General features: G+C 73.5%; 13 protein-coding genes. 6 read left to right on the top strand and 7 right to left on the bottom strand.

Annotation, left to right across the window (positions count from 1 at the left end):
- Nucleotides 1-2: 2 nt before the first annotated feature.
- The 3 genes from AYX06_RS19155 to AYX06_RS04625 all read left to right on the top strand — a co-directional run bounded on the left by AYX06_RS19155 (nt 3) and on the right by AYX06_RS04625 (nt 4,837).
- The gene (locus AYX06_RS19155) at nt 3-1,610 is read left to right on the top strand and encodes a serine/threonine-protein kinase (protein ID WP_147017305.1); all 1,608 of its coding nucleotides are present in this window, start codon (nt 3-5) and stop codon (nt 1,608-1,610) included.
- Between the two features lie 58 nt (nt 1,611-1,668).
- On the top strand, nt 1,669-3,903 hold the full coding sequence (locus tag AYX06_RS04630; protein WP_084271446.1) for an ATP-binding cassette domain-containing protein: 2,235 nt from the start codon (nt 1,669-1,671) through the stop codon (nt 3,901-3,903).
- Nucleotides 3,904-4,051: 148 nt separating this feature from the next.
- Nucleotides 4,052-4,837, top strand: coding sequence for a DUF4190 domain-containing protein (locus tag AYX06_RS04625; protein WP_062734795.1), 786 nt, complete (start codon nt 4,052-4,054; stop codon nt 4,835-4,837).
- 150 nt (nt 4,838-4,987) lie between these two features.
- Here AYX06_RS04625 and hisN read toward each other — a convergent pair whose 3' ends face one another.
- The 4 genes from hisN to AYX06_RS04605 all read right to left on the bottom strand — a co-directional run bounded on the left by hisN (nt 4,988) and on the right by AYX06_RS04605 (nt 8,888).
- Nucleotides 4,988-5,785 (bottom strand): histidinol-phosphatase, encoded by a 798-nt coding sequence (gene hisN, locus AYX06_RS04620; protein ID WP_062734794.1) that lies wholly within the window; start codon nt 5,783-5,785, stop codon nt 4,988-4,990.
- Nucleotides 5,786-5,855: 70 nt separating this feature from the next.
- Nucleotides 5,856-6,965, bottom strand: a complete 1,110-nt coding sequence (gene rsgA, locus AYX06_RS04615; protein WP_062734793.1) for a ribosome small subunit-dependent GTPase A — start codon at nt 6,963-6,965, stop codon at nt 5,856-5,858.
- On the bottom strand, nt 6,955-8,310 hold the full coding sequence (gene aroA / locus AYX06_RS04610; RefSeq protein ID WP_062736879.1) for a 3-phosphoshikimate 1-carboxyvinyltransferase: 1,356 nt from the start codon (nt 8,308-8,310) through the stop codon (nt 6,955-6,957). The genes rsgA and aroA overlap by 11 nt, the downstream gene beginning before the upstream one ends.
- 38 nt (nt 8,311-8,348) lie before the next feature.
- Nucleotides 8,349-8,888 (bottom strand): DoxX family membrane protein, encoded by a 540-nt coding sequence (locus tag AYX06_RS04605; protein WP_062734792.1) that lies wholly within the window; start codon nt 8,886-8,888, stop codon nt 8,349-8,351.
- Nucleotides 8,889-9,236: 348 nt separating this feature from the next.
- On the opposite strand from AYX06_RS04605, the gene AYX06_RS04600 reads away from it, so the two are divergent.
- Entirely contained in the window at nt 9,237-9,905 is a 669-nt protein-coding gene (locus AYX06_RS04600) for a sigma-70 family RNA polymerase sigma factor (RefSeq protein WP_047802491.1), read from the top strand.
- 2 nt (nt 9,906-9,907) lie between these two features.
- A complete protein-coding gene (gene rsrA / locus AYX06_RS04595; protein WP_047802492.1) occupies nt 9,908-10,174 on the top strand; it encodes a mycothiol system anti-sigma-R factor in 267 nt (88 codons plus the stop codon).
- A gap of 106 nt (nt 10,175-10,280) precedes the next feature.
- Here the strand turns inward: rsrA and AYX06_RS20915 are convergent, their stop codons facing one another.
- The 3 genes from AYX06_RS20915 to AYX06_RS04585 form a co-directional block, all read right to left on the bottom strand.
- The gene (locus AYX06_RS20915) at nt 10,281-10,355 is read right to left on the bottom strand and encodes a 50S ribosomal protein bL37 (protein WP_095343185.1); all 75 of its coding nucleotides are present in this window, start codon (nt 10,353-10,355) and stop codon (nt 10,281-10,283) included.
- A 136-nt stretch (nt 10,356-10,491) separates the two neighbouring features.
- Nucleotides 10,492-11,091 (bottom strand): GDSL-type esterase/lipase family protein, encoded by a 600-nt coding sequence (locus AYX06_RS04590; protein ID WP_062734791.1) that lies wholly within the window; start codon nt 11,089-11,091, stop codon nt 10,492-10,494.
- A gap of 130 nt (nt 11,092-11,221) precedes the next feature.
- The gene (locus AYX06_RS04585) at nt 11,222-15,094 is read right to left on the bottom strand and encodes a multifunctional oxoglutarate decarboxylase/oxoglutarate dehydrogenase thiamine pyrophosphate-binding subunit/dihydrolipoyllysine-residue succinyltransferase subunit (RefSeq protein WP_062734790.1); all 3,873 of its coding nucleotides are present in this window, start codon (nt 15,092-15,094) and stop codon (nt 11,222-11,224) included.
- 270 nt (nt 15,095-15,364) lie between these two features.
- Between AYX06_RS04585 and guaB1 the strand changes: the two genes are divergently transcribed.
- Entirely contained in the window at nt 15,365-16,822 is a 1,458-nt protein-coding gene (guaB1, locus tag AYX06_RS04580) for a GMP reductase (RefSeq protein ID WP_062734789.1), read from the top strand.
- Nucleotides 16,823-17,000 lie beyond the last annotated feature (178 nt).

Raw genomic sequence — 17,000 nt, 5'->3', positions numbered from 1 at the left:
CCGTGGAAGACCCGCGCAACTACCTCGAGCCCGGCACCGAGATCGCGGGCTACCGGGTCCAGTCGCTCATCGCGCGAGGCGGCATGGGCGTCGTCTACCGTGCGATGGACATCCAGCTCGGCCGGCCCGTGGCCCTGAAGCTTCTCGCGCCTGAACTCACCCCGAACGAGAAGTTCCGTCACCGGTTCATCCGGGAGTCCCGGCTGGCCGCCTCCGTGGACCATCCGCACATCCTGCCCGTCTACGGTGCCGGGGAGTGGTCGGGTCTGCTGTACATCGCCATGCGGTACGTCCGTGGCACAGACCTGAGGGCCGAGATCGCGTCACGGGGCCCGCTGCCGGTGTCCGAGGCGCTGGACATCCTCTCCGACACCGCGTCCGCCCTCGATGCGGCCCATGCGGCCGGACTGGTGCACCGGGACGTCAAGCCCGGCAACATCCTGCTCTCCGACGACCGGGTGGACGGCCGGCGGCACGTCTACCTCACGGACTTCGGCCTCACCAAACGTGCGACGTCCGCCACCGGGGTCACGACGGCCGGCCACTTCCTCGGCACCCTGGACTACGTCGCGCCCGAGCAGATCCGCGGGGAGGACGTGGACGGCCGGGCCGACGTCTACGCGTTGGCGTGCGTGGCCTACACACTGCTCGCAGGCCATCCGCCGTTCGACCACGACGACGACGCCGCGCAGCTGTGGGCGCACATCGGCGAGGACCCGCCCCGTGTGAGCGCCGAGCGACCGGAGGTCCCGAGCAGCGTCGAGCACGCCATCCTGGCCGGGATGGCCAAGCAGCGCGACGACCGGCCTGCCACCTGCGGCTCACTCGTCGCCCTGATGACCGGCCACGGGGTCACCGGCGATCCGTCCGCGCCGGCACCGGGTCACGAGGACGACGACCCTGCTGTCACCGCGCCGGAGGAATCCCTCACCGGGTCCGCCGCTGCTCCGGCTCCCGGCGGGCGCCGCAGTGGCGCCTCCCGGCACCGCGAGGCAGTTCCCGGCCGCCGGTCCGCCGGGCGGCGGGTGGTCCTGAGCGTCGTGGTCGTCCTGCTCCTCGCCACCGGTGTCCTGCTGCCTCGAGCGTTGTCGGGCGACGACCGCGTGACCTTCCGTGCCGACGGCGTCCCCTACACCCTCGAGGTCCCGGAGCGGTGGACGGTCCGGACCCGGGAGGCGGGCGACAGCACCGTCAGCGTGCTCTCCGAGACGGATCTCGTCGCGCTCTTCGCGGACGAGCCGGATGCGCTGCCGGCCGCGGCGGCGCACGTCGCGGACGACCCTGCCGGCGTCGTGGGCCTCGCCGTCTACCACCGGCCGGCCGGTCTGGACGGCCGGTCGCCGGCCGCGCGGCTCGGAGCGGCCGAAGCCCTCCTGCCCGGCCGGGACGCCCGCCTGGTGGACCGGGGCAGCACCACCGTGGGGGGCGTCCCGGCGCAGGAGATGGAGGGGACGATGCCGCTCACTGCCACCGACACCCTGCAGGTACGTGCCCTCGTCGTGGAGACCGACCCGGTCCAGCTCCTCGTGTTCTTCGCGCCCCCGTCGCTGTACCCGGAGCGCACCGGGGTCTTCGACGACGTCGCCGCGTCCCTGCGTCCCATGGAGTGAGGGGTGCACCATGCGCCACGAACAGTTCCCGTCTCCGTCTCCGTCTCCGGGCGCACCGATGCTGTACGTGCGGCTGGACGGACACGAGTGGAGCTTCGCCCCGGGGAGGAAGCTCGGTGTGGGCCGGGACCCGCAGGCCGATGTCCGTCTCGACGACGAGCGCGTGAGCCGCGAGCACGTCCGCATCTGGCACAGCAACGGCCGGTGGTGGGTCGCGGACCACGCCAGCCGCAACGGCACCTGGGTCGTGGGCGCGGACCAGGCGATGGACGGGCCGGTGCCGGTCGTCCACGGCGGGCTGCGCCTGCGTCTCGGCGCGCTGGACGGCCCAGAGCTGCTCCTCAGCACCGAACAGCCCGAGAAGCCCGCGACGCACCGTGTGCTCACCATCGGCAGGTCCTGCTCGTGCGACGTCGTCGTGGAGGATCCACTCGCGTCCCGACGCCACGCCACGGTGGAGCTCGACGAGCACACCGCTGTGCTGCACGACGCGGGCAGCTTCAACGGCACCTTCCGCAACGGCGAGCGGATCCAGGAGGCCGAACCGTTGCGCCCCGGGGACGTGATCGGCGTCGGGTCGACCTCGCTGACTTGGGACGGCACCGACGTCAGGGCGGCACCGGCGCCGCCACCCGTCTTCAGTGCCCGGCACCTGGAGGTGACCACCCGGACCGGTGCCCACTTGTTGGACGACGTGTCCATCACCGCTCGGGCCGGCGCGCTCGTGGCCGTCATCGGGCCGTCTGGCGCGGGGAAGTCGACCCTTCTGGGGGCGCTCACAGGGTTGCGGCCGGCCACCCGCGGACATGTCACCTGGAACGGTCGGGACCTCTACGCCGAGTACGCCCAGCTGCGCTTCCTGGTGGGCCTGGTGCCGCAGGACGACATCCTCCACCGGCAGCTCACCGTCCGGCGGGCGCTCCAGTTCGCCGCCCGGCTGCGCCTTCCGCCGGACACGACCGCCGCCGAGCGGGACGAGCGGGTGCAGGAGGTCCTCGCCGAGGTCGGCCTGACGGCGCAGATCGACCAGCGGATCGACTCGCTCTCGGGCGGGCAGCGCAAGCGGACCTCGATCGCCCTGGAACTGCTCACCGCACCCCGCCTGCTGTTCCTCGACGAGCCAACGTCCGGGCTCGACCCGGGGCTCGACAGGCAGGTCATGCGCAGCCTGCGCTCGCTCGCCGACGCCGGCCGTGTCGTGCTGGTGGTCACCCACAGCGTGCTGGCCCTGGACGAGTGCGACCGCGTGCTCGTCCTCGCCCGCGGCGGGCGGGTGGCTTTCTTCGGGCCGCCGGTGGACGTGCTGCCCTTCTTCGGGGTGGACGACTACCCCGCGGCCTTCGCCGCTCTCGAGGACCGGACGTGGGTGGGCCGGTACGCGCGCTCACCGGCCCGCGACGCCTACGTGGGACGGACGTCGTCGGCCGTCGTGCCGGTGCCGGCGGCCGACGCGCCCCCGCCGCCGCGGGCCGCCCCGGTGCGCCAGCTGTGGACGCTGATCCGGCGCAACGCCGCCGTCGTCGCCGCGGACCGCCTCTTCGTGGTGCTCCTCGTCGGCATGCCGATGCTGCTCGCCCTGATGGCGCATGCCTTCCCCGGCGAGGCCGGGCTCTCGGTGAGCGAGGCCCGCGGGGATCTCCACCAGATCCAGCTGCGGCTGATCGTGCTCGTGGTCGGTGCCGCGCTTATGGGCACGGCCATCTCCGTGCGCGAGCTCGTGGTGGAACGGCCCATCTATCGGCGGGAACGGGCCGTGGGTCTCTCGCCTGGGGCGTACCTCGTCAGCAAGGTCGTCGTCCTGGGCGTGCTCGTCGCCGGCCAGTGCGTGGTGTTCACCGTCCTCGCGCTCGTCGGTCTTCCCGGGCCCGACGACGCGCTGGCGCTGGGGAACGGACACGTGGAGGTCGCGGCGGCCGTGGCCGCGGTCGGCGTCACGATGACCGTCGCCGGGCTCGCGGTGTCGGCCGCCGCGACGTCGACGGAGCAGACCATGCCGGCGCTCGTCGTCCTGGTCATGGCTCAGCTCATCCTGTGCGGCGGCCTGTTCCCCGTCGAAGGACGCGCCGGCCTCGAGCAGGTGTCCTGGGTGCTCCCGGCGCGCTTCGGCTACGCGGCGACGGCGGCCACCGTCGGAATCCAGCGTCCCCCCGCGCCGGACGTCGACCCCCTGTACGACCCGACCGCTCAACAGTGGCTCGTCGACCTCGGCCTGCTCGGCGTCCAGTCGCTGGTCTTCCTCGCCCTCGCGGCGTGGGCGCTGCACCGTTCGGCGACCCGGAACGCGTGGCGGTGAGGGCGGGCTCCGTGCACCGCCGGGGTGGCGACCTCGGGCGTCCACGGGGCCGGGCGTCCGGCTCGTGGCCGGCCCGGGAAATAGGCGGCGACCGGGGGCCGGTGTGACAAGCTGGAGGTGTACCGCCGACGACCGAGAGGGCAACGCCATGAGCCAGAACGACAACACGCCAGACCAGGGCGGCACGGGTGCCGGCGGGTCGTCGAGCTACGGCGGCCGGGGCGGGCCCGAGTACGGCCAGCGCATCGAGGGCGCCCCCTCCGGGCCGTCCTACGAGGCGCCGCGCTACGGCCAGGGCACGGGCGGGGACCAGTACTCGTCCCCGCAGTACGGTCAGGGACAGTACGACCAGGGCCAGCAGGGCCAGTACGGCGGCGGGCAGTACGGCCAGGACCAGTACGGTCAGGGACAGTACGGCCAGGGCCAGTACGGCGGCGGGCAGTACGGCGCCGGGCAGTACGGCCAGGACCAGTACTCCCAGGGGCAGTACGGCGGCCAGGGCTATCCCGCCCAGTACCAGCAGGGCCAGGGCTACCCGGGGCAGCAGGGCCAGTACGACATGGGCCAGTACGGCGCCGGTGCGAAGCCGCAGGGCACGGGGCTGGGCATCGCCGCCCTGATCCTGGGCATCGTGTCGCTGCTGACCTGCTGGTTCGTGCTGGGCCTCGTGCCCGGGCTCGTGGGCCTGGTGCTCGGCATCGTGGCCGTGCGCAAGCTCGGCCGCACCCCGGGGGCGTCCAAGGCGGTGCCGATCATCGGCATCGTGCTCAGCGTCCTGGGCATCCTGGCGAGCATCTTCTTCCTCGTGATCTTCGGGGCGCTGCTCGGGGAGTTCGGCCCGGCCATGGAGGCCTGCAACCAGTACTCGTCGGACCCGACCGCCTTCCAGCAGTGCATCGAGCGCGAGATGGGCCTCACCACCCAGAACCTCTGAGCTCCGCCGGCGACGCGAGGGGCCCGCACCGGCCGGTGCGGGCCCCTCGCGTCGTCGTGCCCGACCGGCCGGGTCCGCACCGGGTGCGGACCCGGAGCCCCGCCGGACCCGGGGCCTCTGGCACGGGGACCCGGGCCCCGGGAACCCGGATCAGGAGGACGGCGTCAGCAGCTCCAGCACCTCGTCGTGGAGCAGGCCGTTGCTGGCCAGCGCGCTGCCGCCGAAGGGGCCGGGCTCGCCCTCCAAGGAGGTGAAGCGGCCGCCGGCCTCCTCGACCACGGGCACGAGCGCGGCCATGTCGTGCAGGCTCAGCTCGGGCTCGCACGCGAGGTCCACGGCGCCCTCGGCGAGCAGGCAGTAGGACCAGAAGTCGCCGTAGGCCCGGGTGCGCCACACCTCGTCGGTGAGCTCGAGGAAGCGGTCCCGGACCCCGCGGTCCCGCCACCCGGTCAGTGAGGAGTAGGACAGGGAGGCGTCGGAGAGCCGCCCGACCTGCGAGACCCGGATGCGCTGGGCGTTGGCCAGGGACTTGCCGGTGAACGCCCCCGTCCCGGACGCGGCCCACCAGCGCCGCCCCAGCGCGGGCGCGGAGACCACCCCGACCACGGGCCGGCCCTCGTCGACGAGGGCGATCAGCGTGGCCCACACCGGCACGCCGCGCACGAAGTTCTTGGTGCCGTCGATCGGGTCCACGACCCACTGGCGGGCCCCGCTGCCGGTGGCGCCGTACTCCTCGCCGATGACGGCGTCCCGGTTGCGCGTGCGCCCCAGCTGGGCGCGGATCAGCTGCTCGGCCTCGCGGTCGGCGTCCGTGACCGGGGTCAGGTCGGGCTTGGTCTCCACCGTCAGGTCCTGGGCCTTGAACCGGCGCATGGTCAGGCGGTCCACGGCGTCGGCCAGGATGTGGGCGAGGCGGAGGTCGTCGGTGTAGTTGCTGGGGCTGCGCATTGCTCCAACCTACCCCGAACCGGTCCCGCGCCCGGCCGGACCTGGGCCGACGGCCGGCGCGGCCGCCGGCTCACTGGATGCCGAGCTCCTTGTCCTCCCGGGACTCGCCCGGGCGCTCCCCGGCGCCGAGCAGCCGGCGCAGCGAGGCCAGCCGGGACGTGCCCGCGTCCCCGGCCCGGCCCTGCGCCACCCAGTCGTCCAGCGCGCAGCCGGGGGAGGCCTCGGTGTGGCGGCAGCCCTTGGGGCACTCGGCGATCGCCTCGGCGAGCTCGTCGAAGGACTCCACGATGCGGTCGGGGTCGACGTGGGCGAGGCCGAAGGAGCGGATGCCGGGGGTGTCGATGATCCAGGACCCGGGGGAGGCGTCCTCGATCCTCAGGGCCAGGGCCGACGACGACGTGTGCCGGCCCCGCCCGGTCACCGCGTTCACCCCGCCGGTCGCCCGGTCCGCGCCCGTGAGGGCGTTGACGAGGGTGGACTTGCCGACCCCCGAGTGCCCGAGCAGCACCGAGACGTGGCCGTCGAGCCGCGCGCGCAGGGCCTCCACGAGGGTGCGGTCGAGGGGCAGCGTGGCCCCGTCGTCGTCGGCCGCCGCGTCCCGCGCGGGACCGGAGAGGAGCACCGGCAGCTCCAGGGCGGTGTAGTGGGAGATCAGCTCCGCGGGGTCGCGCAGGTCGGTCTTGGTGATGCACAGGAGCGGCTCGATCCCGGCGTCGTAGGCGGCCACGAGGGACCGGTCGATGAAGCCGGTGCGCGGCTCCGGGTTGGCCGCGGCGACCACGATCACGAGCTGGTCGGCGTTGGCGACCACCACGCGCTCCACCGGGTCGGTGTCGTCGGCGCTGCGCCGCAGCACCGTGGCGCGCTCCTCGATCCGCACGAGGCGGGCCAGGCTGTCCGGGGCGCCGCTGACGTCCCCGACGAGGCCGACGAGGTCCCCGGCGACCACGGGCCGGCGGTGCAGCTCCTTGGCGCGCACCGCCACGACCAGCCGCTCCCGGTCGGTGTCCTCGTCCAGGACCGCGGTGTAGCGTCCGCGGTCCACCGTGACGATGCGGCCGGTCACGGCGTCCCGGTGCGCCGGCCGGTCCTTGGTGCGGGGCCGGGAGCCGGACTTGTTCGGGCGGACGCGGACGTCCGACTCGTCCCAGTCGCGCCGGGCGGAGTCCCTACGCGCCACGGCCGGTCCCCAGGAGCGCGGCCCACAGCTGCGGGAACTCGGGCAGGGTCTTGGCGGTGGTCCCGATGTTCTCCACGCGCACGCCGGGCACCACCAGGCCGATCACGGCCCCGGCGGTGGCCATCCGGTGGTCCTCGTAGCTGCGGAACGTGCCGCCGTGCAGCGGGGCCGGCCGGATCAGCAGACCGTCCTCGGTCTCCTCGGCGTCCCCGCCGAGCCGGTTGATCTCGGCCACGAGCGCCGCGAGCCGGTCCGTCTCGTGGCCGCGCAGGTGGGCGATGCCGCGCAGCCGGGACGGGGTGGTGGCCACGGCGCACACGGCGGCGACGGTGGGGGCCAGCTCTCCGGCCTCGCCCAGGTCCAGGTCCACGCCGGTGACCACCGGGGGGCCGGTGACCGAGAAGGTCCCGTCCGCGAGCTCCACCTCGGCGCCGAAGGCGGGCAGGATGTGCTTCCAGTGGTCCCCGCCCTGGGTGGTGTGCCCGGGCCAGCGCGGCACCGAGACCCGCCCGCCGGTGACCACGGCCGCGGCGAGGAAGGGACCCGCGTTGGAGAGGTCCTGCTCGATGGTGACGTCGAAGGCCCGGACCGGGCCGGGCGCCACCCGCCACTGCTCCGGCACGGAGTCGTCCACCGCGACCCCGAGCCCGCGCAGCACCGCCACGGTCATCTCGACGTGCGGCATGGACGGCACGCCGCGCCCGTCCGCGCCCCGGTGGTGCAGCAGCAGGCCGTCGTCGAAGCGCGCCCCGGCGAGCAGGAGGGCGGAGACGAACTGGCTGGAGCCGGTCGCGTCGATCTCGAGCTCCCCGCCGGGCACCCCGCCCGTCCCGTGCACGGTGAAGGGCAGCCGGCCGCGGCCGCCGTCCTCGACCCGCAGGCCGAGTGCCCGCAGGGCGTCGACCACCGGGCCCATCGGGCGCACCCGGGCGCCCGGATCGCCGTCGAAGGTCACCGGGCGGCGGCCCAGGGCCGCCACGGGCGGGACGAAGCGCATCACGGTCCCGGCGAGCCCGCAGTCCACGGTGACCGGGTCCGTGGCGTTCCAGGCGGCGGGCCGCACGAGCAGGTCCGGGCCGAAGTCACCGTCCCCGGGCACCTCCTCCACGCCGGCCCCGAGGGCGCGCAGGGCCTGCACCATGAGCCGGGAGTCGCGGGAGTGCAGCGGGGAGCGCAGGCGGCACGGGCCGTCCGCGAGGGCGGCGAGGAGCAGGTACCGGTTGGTGAGGGACTTGGAGCCCGGCACCGTCAGCTCGGCGACGACCGGGCGGTCGCCCACGAACGGAGCCGGCCACAGCTCGTGCTGCTGGGCCGGCTCCGGCACGTCGGGACGGGGCGCGGGCACGGGGGCCTCGGACGGGATCACGACCGCGGGACCCCGGCTCAGCTGTGCTTGACGGCGTGCTGGAGCGCCTTCTCGGCCTTGGCGACCTGCTTCTGGGTGTCCTTGCCGAGCCTGGAGGCGTTCTTCTTGACGTCGCCGGCGAGGTGCTCGGCGCGCCACAGCAGGGAGGGGTTGCCCTCGGTGTCCACGGCGGCGAGCATGACGGCGCCGACGAGGGAGGCGTTCTTGAAGGCGGTGGCCCGGCGGGCGGCCTTCTGCTCCGCGGTGTCCGCCTCGGCGGCGCGGTAGTCGGCGTAGGCGTTGAGCGCGGTGGTGGTCACCAGCACCCCGGCGGACAGGCGCGGCAGCCGGCCCAGGCCGAACAGCACGGCGGCGCCGACCTGCGCGGCGGCGAGCCCCTGGGCGACCACGGCCGGGTTCTGCAGCACGGGGCCGGCCTGCGGGAAGGCCTTGGACGCCGCGGAGGCGGCGGGAGCGAGGTGCTCGGCGGCGCGGGACGAGTTGCGGAAGCTCTCGACACCGTTGGCGACGTAACCGGTGGCCAGCAGCGGGCGGGCGATGCGACGGACGATGCTCATGGATTCCTCCTGGGCGGCAGGCGTGACCGCGGGGCGTTGTCGGACGGGTACTGGTTCGGCGGACGGCGCCGCTGGACCCATCCTAGCCACGGGGGCCGGGGCACGGGCGAGCCGCGACCCGCCGCGACGGGGAATACGCGCGCCCGTGACCTCCGTTGTGCAGGAGGACGGCGAGCGGCCCCGCAACGGGCCGGCCCGCCGCGGCAGGACCGCCGGAACCCCGGCGGCCGGCCGGACGTCCAGCGAGCACACCGGCACGCCCGGGGGAGAGGAGCAGCCATCAGCACCGCCGTCAGCACCCTCGCCCCGGCCCCGGCCGGCCGGCGGGTCCCCGTAGACTGGGCCGTGATGAACGAGCAGAACCAGCAGGGGGCCGTCCCCCAGCGCACCGAGCCGCCCGTCGACGTCGACACCGAGACCCCGGAGGCCCGGAAGGCGCGCTTCGAGCAGGACGCCATGGAGTACGTGGACCAGCTCTACGCCGCTGCCCTGCGGATGGCCCGCAACCCCGCCGACGCCGAGGACCTGGTGCAGGAGGCCTACACCAAGGCGTTCTCGGCGTTCCACCAGTACCGGCCCGGCACGAACCTCAAGGCCTGGCTGTACCGGATCCTCACGAACACGTACATCAACCTCTACCGCAAGCGCCAGCGCGAGCCGCAGCAGGCGAACACCGACACCGTGGAGGACTGGCAGCTGCACCGCGCCGAGTCCCACACGTCCTCGGGCCTGCGCTCGGCGGAGGTGGAGGCCCTCGACCACCTGCCGGACAGCGACGTCAAGCGGGCCCTGCAGGAGCTGCCCGAGGAGTTCCGCCTGGCCGTGTACTTCTCCGACGTGGAGGGCTTCGCCTACAAGGAGATCTCCGAGATCATGGACACGCCGATCGGGACGGTGATGTCCCGGCTGCACCGCGGGCGGAAGCTGCTGCGCGAGAAGCTCGCCGACTACGCGGCGGAGCGCGGCTTCGACACGTCCAAGGTGACCGGCGACAAGAAGAAGGAAAAGGACAAGTAGACATGGCCGACTGCGAGAGCCTCGGACACTGCACGGACGAGCGGATCCGCCGGATCTACGAGTACCTCGACGGGGTGCTCCCGGCGCAGGACCTCGACGAGATCCACGGCCACCTCCTCGAGTGCCGGGAGTGCGCGCGCGAGTACGACCTGGAGTGCGTGATCCGCTCCGTGGTCCGCAGGTCCTGCGCGGAGACCGCCCCCGCCGACCTGCGGGTCTCGATCCTCGCCCGCCTGCACGCCCAGCGCCAGGAGCCCCCCGCGGCCTGAGCGCCGCTCGGCACCGCGCCGCGCCCCACCCCGGGCGCACGGAAGGGCCCCGGACCGCTCAGCGGTCCGGGGCCCTTCCGTCACGGCGTTGCCGGGTCCGGGGACCTCAGGCGTTGGGGCGCTTGCCGTGGTTGGCGCCGCCCTTGCGGCGGTCCTTGCGCTTGCGTCCGCGCTTGCTCATACGAGCCTCCTGTCTGTCCGCGGTCGCCCGCGGCGGATCGTGGGTGTCGGCGTCCGTTCCCGCGTGGTCTGGTGAGTTCAGCGGCGGCCGGACGAGGCACTGCCCGCCATTGTCTCACACGCGCGGGAGGCCGGGTTCACTGGGGCTCGGGCAGGTCCAGCCAGTTGTACCAGCCGCGGTGCAGCACGAGCCACGCCATCAGCCCGTAGCCGGCCTGTCCTGGGTGGCCGTGGTTGGCGGCCAGGTCCTTGCGCCACTGCTCGTGGTGCTGCAGCGGGTTGAAGGTGTCCACGTAGACGTGGTTGCGGCGGGTCGTGACGTCGGCGTAGGCGGCCGAGAGGTCCGCGATGCGCCGGTTGCGCTCGCCGTCCAGCGTGGGCGGGGGCCCGACGACGAGCACCCGCACGTTGTGCTGGGACGCCGTGTCGATGATGTTGGCCATGTTCAGCCGGGAGCGGGCGCTCGTGATGGACAGGTCGATGTCCAGCGTGGAGGGCGCGATGACCAGACGGTTGTCGTGGCCGGGGGAGAAGCGGCGGGCCGCCTCCTCGAACCAGCGCTCGTTGAGGGACTCGCTGCCCTCGCCGGGGGCGGCGAGGTTGTAGGCCGCCACGGGGGCCACGTGGTGCGGGGTGCGGGCCATGACGCGCCCGAACCAGCCGAGGGCCCGCGGGTCGCCCTCGCCGGCCAGCAGCTCGTCACCGACTGCGACAATTCTGATCCTTCGTTGCTCCACGTCGTTCTTTCTGGTCGGGGGTGCGGGTGGTCATGGGCAGCGCCGGCCCGTGGGGCACGGGCCGGCGCCGGACTCGCTGGGAACGTGCGGGGACGGCGGGGGCCAGGGGCCCCCGCCGTCCCGGGCGGGCTCAGTCCCGCTCGAAGGCCGTCTGGACCAGGGTCTCCAGCTCGGCGGCGTGGCGCTTGGCCGAGCCGTTGGCCGGGGACGCCGAGGCGGGCCGGGAGGCCAGGCGCACCCTGCGGTCCAGCTCCGGCAGCAGGTTGACCGCCATGAACGGCCAGGCACCCTGGTTGGCGGGCTCGTCCTGGGCCCAGGTGAGACGGGCCTCCGGGTACTTGGCCAGCTCCTCCCGGATCTCCGCGAGCGGCAGCGGGTAGAGCTGCTCCACGCGCACGATCGCGGTGCGGCGGTCCTGGCGCTGCTCGCGCGCGGCGGCCAGGTCGTAGTACAGCCGGCCCGAGACCAGCACCACGTCGGTGACCTCGGAGGCGTTCAGCCCGCCCTGGTCGCCGATCACCGGGCGGAACGCGCCGGAGGTGAACTCCTCGATCGGGGAGGCCGCCGCCTTGAGCCGCAGCAGCTGCTTGGGCGTGGCCACGACCAGCGGCTTGCGCGGACGGCTGTAGGCCTGCCGGCGCAGCAGGTGGAAGTGGCTGGCCGGGGTGGACGGGTTGGCCACGATCATGTTCTGCTCCGCGCACAGCTGCAGGAACCGCTCGATCCGGGCCGAGGAGTGGTCCGGGCCCTGTCCCTCGAAGCCGTGGGGGAGGAGCATGACCAGCGAGGAGCGCTGGCCCCACTTCTGCTCGGCCGAGGAGATGAACTCGTCCACCACGGTCTGCGCGCCGTTGACGAAGTCCCCGAACTGGGCCTCCCAGACGGTCAGGGCGTCGGGCCGCTCCACGGAGTAGCCGTACTCGAAGCCCAGCACGCCGTACTCGGACAGCAGCGAGTTGTAGATCGCCAGCTTGGCCTGGTCCCCGGAGAGGTGGTTGAGCGGGGTCCACTCCGCCCCGGTGCCGGCGTCGAAGAAGACCGCGTGCCGCTGGGTGAAGGTCCCGCGCCGCACGTCCTGGCCGGACATCCGCACCGGGATGCCCTCCATCATCAGCGAGCCGAAGGCCATGAGCTCGCCCATGCCCCAGTCCACGCCGCCCTCGCGGGTCATCGCCTCCCGGCGCTCGAGCAGCTTGCGCAGCTTCTTGTGCACGGTGAAGTCCTCGGGGACCTCCACGTGCACCGCCCCCAGGCGCTGGGCGGCCTCCGCGGAGATCGCCGTGGTCCGCGGCACCGAGACGCCGGAGTCCGCCTGCTGGGCGGAGGGCCGCTCGATGTTCGAGATCGCCGCGGAGTCGCCGGTGACCAGCGGGATGGACGAGGTCTGGGCCTCGTGGGTCTCCGCGAACACCCGCTCCAGGCGCTCCTGGTAGTCCTTCAGCGCCCGGTCGGCCTCCTCCTGGGTGATGTCGCCGCGGCCCACCAGGTTCTCGGTGTAGATCTTGCGGGTCGAGCGCTTCTCCTCGATGAGGTTGTACATCAGTGGCTGGGTCATCGAGGGGTCGTCGCCCTCGTTGTGGCCGCGGCGGCGGTAGCACATGAGGTCGATCACGACGTCCTTGTGGAACGCCTGGCGCCAGGCGAACGCCATCTGTCCCACGTGCGTGACGGCCTCGGGATCGTCCGCGTTGACGTGGAAGATCGGCGCCTGCAGGCCCTTGGCGATGTCGGTCGCGTAGGTCGTGGAGCGCGCCGCCGCGGGGGACGTGGTGAAGCCCACCTGGTTGTTCACGATGACGTGGACGGTGCCGCCCACCGTGTACCCGGGCAGCTGCGCCATCTGCAGGACCTCGGCCACGACGCCCTGGCCGGCGAACGCGGCGTCGCCGTGGACCTGGATGGGCAGCACGGGGTAGGTGCCGTCACCCTCCGGGCCGGCGCCGAGGACGTCGGTCTTGGCGCGGGCGATGCCCTCGATGACCGGGTCCGCCGCCTCGAGGTGGGACGGGTTGGCGGCGAGGTAGACCTGGGTCTCGTTGCCGTTGTCGGAGGTGAAGGTGCCCTCCGTGCCGAGGTGGTACTTCACGTCGCCGGAGCCCTCGGTGGTGCGGGGGTCCTGGCTGCCCTCGAACTCGCGGAACACCTGGGCGTAGGACTTGCCGGCGATGTTGGTGAGCACGTTGAGCCGGCCGCGGTGGGCCATGGCGATGCCCACCCCGGCGAGCCCGGCGTCGGCGGCGTCGGCGATGATCTCGTCGAGCAGCGGGATCAGGGACTCGCCGCCCTCCAGGGAGAAGCGCTTCTGGCCCACGTACTTGGTCTGCAGGAACGTCTCGAAGGCCTCGGCGGCGTTGAGCCGGCCGAGGATGCGGAACTGCTCCTCGCGGCTGGGCTTCTGATAGCCGTGCTCGAGCTGGTCCTGGAACCACTCGCGCTCCTCGGGCTCCTGCAGGTGCATGTACTCCACGCCGACGGTGCGGCAGTAGGCGTCCCGGAGCCGGCCCAGGATGGTGCGCAGGCTCAGCACGTCCGCGCCGCCGAAGCCGCCGGTGGGCCACTCGCGCTCCAGGTCCCACAGGGACAGCCCGTAGGTGCGGATGTCCAGGTCGGGATGCTTGCGCATCACGTACTCGAGCGGGTTGGTGTCCGCCATGAGGTGCCCGCGCACGCGGTAGGCGTGGATGAGCTGCTGGATCCGGGCGACCTTGTTGACCTGGATCTCGGGGTTGACCTGGTTGTCCACGGCCCAGCGCACGGGCTCGTAGGGGATCCGCAGGGCCTCGAAGATCTCGTCGTAGAAGTCGTCCCCGCCCAGCAGGTAGGACTCGATCAGGCGCAGGAACTCCCCGGAGCCCGCGCCCTGGATCACGCGGTGGTCGTAGGTCGAGGTCAGCGTGATGATCTTGGAGACGGCGTGCCGGGCGATGGTCTTCGGGGAGGAGCCCCGGTACTCGGCCGGGTGGTCCAGGGCGCCCACGCCGACGATGCAGGCCTGTCCCTTGGACAGCCGCGGCACGGAGTGCACGGTGCCGATGCCGCCGGGGTTGGTCAGGGACACCGTGGTGCCCTGGTAGTCCTCCATGGTCAGCTCGTTCGTGCGCGCCCGCCGCACGATGTCCTCGTAGGAGTTCCAGAACTGCAGGAAGGACATCGCCTCCGCGCCCTTGATGTTGGGCACCACGAGGTTGCGGGAGCCGTCCTTGTTCGGGATGTCGATGGCGATCCCGAAGTTGACGTGGGCGGGGTGCACGGCCACCGGCTTGCCGTCCTGCTCGTCGTAGACGACGTTCTGGGACGGGTAGTTGGCCAGCGCCTTGATCACGGCGTAGCCGATCAGGTGCGTGAAGGACACCTTGCCGCCGCGGTTGCGGGCGAGGTGGCTGTTGATCACGATCCGGTTGTCGATGAGCAGCTTCGCGGGGACCGCGCGCACGGTCGTGGCGGTCGGCACCGTGAGCGAGGCGTCCATGTTGGCGGCCACCGCCTTGGCGGGACCGCGGAGCTTGACGACCTTGTCCTCCGCGGGGGCGTCCGTGCTGGGGGCGCTGGCGCGGGCCCGGGCGGGCTGGGCCGGGATGGGCCGGCGGGACTCGGTCTCGCCCTGGCCGCTCTCGGGGCGGCCCTCGGCCTTCGCGCCGGACTTCGTGGCGGGCGGGGCCGCGGCCGGCGCCGTCGCCGACGCGGCCCGGGGGGCGCTCTGCTGGGCGGCGGGCGGCCGGGGGGCGGCGGCGGCCTTGGGCTGGGCGGGGGCCTCCCGCGGGGCGGGTGCCTTCGGGGCGGGGGCCTCCTGGGCCGGGGCCGCGGCGGGGGTCCGCTCGGGGGAGGACTGGGCGCCCGGCTGCTCCGTCGCAGTGCCGTTGTCAGCGCTCATCGCCTCGAAGATGGGCCACCACTTCTCGTCCACCGAGTTCTTGTCCGACCGGTACTTCTCGAACAGTTCGTCGACGAGCCACTCGTTACCTGCGAATTCTTCAGGGATGGGGTGCTGTGGCTGATGTGGCACGGGGAATACGCCTCTTCCATAGGTTGATCGCGCGAAGGACCGGCTCTCCGGTCCCCGCGTTGTCGGTCCCAGCAGCATCCGGTCCCGCCGCCGGTGTTCGTCGCCGGCCGTCTCCCGCGACAGCCGCCGGCGTCCTCCGGACCTGCCGGACGGTCGTGAACCGGGCGCGGCCGTACCTCCGGCGAGTCTAGTGATCTGCGCGGCGGCATGGCTAGTCCGCGCTCCCCGCGCCGCCGCGCGTGTCGCGGGCCCCCCGCTAGACTGGTCGGCGTGCGCTTCCTCAACACCCCCACGTCCGACCTGACCTACAACGACGTCTTCCTGGTCCCCGCCAGCTCCCGGGTCACCTCCCGCTTCGACGTCGACCTGACGCCCCGCGACGGCACGGGCGCCACGATCCCCCTGGTCGCGGCGAACATGACCGCGGTCACCGGCCGCCGCATGGTCGAGACGCTGGCCCGGCGGGGCGGTCTGGGCATCCTCCCGCAGGACATCCCGCTCGACGTCATCGCCGAGGTGACCTCCTGGGTGAAGAACCGCTCCCCGCGCTTCGAGACGCCCGTGGTGCTGGGGGCGGAGGACACGGTCCACGACGCCCTCGGCATCATGCACAAGCGCCCCCACGGCGCCGTGGTGGTGTGCGGCCCGGACCGCGCCTACCGCGGGGTGGTGCTCGCCGCGGACTGCACGGAGGTGGACCGCTTCACCCAGCTCGGCTCGATCATGCGCACCGACGCCCCGGTGTTCTCGCTCGCGGAGGTCTCCGCGCGCTCGGGCGAGGAGGTCCTGGCCGCCGCCTACGACCGCCTCACCCAGACGCGGGCGCACGTGGCGCCGGTGCTCGACGGCGACACCGTGGTGGGCGTGCTGACCCGCAAGGGCACCGTCCGCTCGACCATCTACACCCCCGCCCTCGACGGCGCCGGCCGGCTCCGGGTCGGCGCGGCGGTGGGCATCAACGGCGACGTCCGGGGCAAGGCGCGGGCGCTGCTGGACGCCGGCGTGGACGTGCTGGTGGTGGACACCGCCCACGGCCACCAGCGCAAGATGATCGAGGCCCTCGGCCAGGTCCGCGCGGCGGCGCCGGACGTGCCGGTCGTGGCGGGCAACGTGGTCACCGCCGACGGCGTGCAGGACCTCGTGGACGCCGGGGCGGACATCGTGAAGGTCGGCGTCGGCCCCGGGGCGATGTGCACCACCCGGATGATGACGGCCGTGGGCCGGCCCCAGTTCTCCGCGGTGCTCGAGTGCGCCGAGGCGGCCGCCGGCCTGGGCCGGCACGTGTGGGCCGACGGCGGGGTGAAGCACCCCCGCGACGTCGCCCTCGCGCTCGCGGCCGGCGCCAGCCAGGTCATGGTCGGCTCCTGGTTCGCCGGCACCCACGAGGGACCGGGCGAGCTCAACGTCGACGCCGACGGGCGTGCGTACAAGGAGAGCTTCGGGATGGCGTCCACCCGCGCCGTGCGCGAGCGCACCCGGGGCGAGGGCGCCTTCGCCCGGGCCCGCAAGGGCCTGTTCGAGGAGGGCATCTCCAGCTCCAAGATGTACCTGGACCCCGAGCGCCCCGGCGTGGAGGACCTCGTGGACCAGATCACCGCCGGCGTGCGCAGCTCCATGACCTACGCGGGGGCCACCAGCCTCGAGCAGTTCGCGGCGCGCGCGGTGGTCGGCATCCAGTCCGCCTCCGGCTACGAGGAGGGCAGGGCGCGCCCCGTCAGCTGGTCCTGAGCACGCGCCGGCGGGTCCCGCTCCGGTACCCTGGAGTCCTCATGGACTCCTTCAGTAGTTGCCGGCCCGGCCGCGGCACTCCCCGCCGCGGCCCCCGAGCCGGCTCACCCACCGACCCCCCACCAGCCCCCGACCGCCTGGCCCCGGGCCGGCGGTCCCCCCGGGGAGGCAGCGCCTG

This window comes from Kocuria turfanensis (assembly GCF_001580365.1).
Taxonomy (GTDB): Bacteria; Actinomycetota; Actinomycetes; order Actinomycetales; family Micrococcaceae; genus Kocuria; species Kocuria turfanensis.
This window is presented reverse-complemented; position numbering and strand designations above follow the sequence as displayed.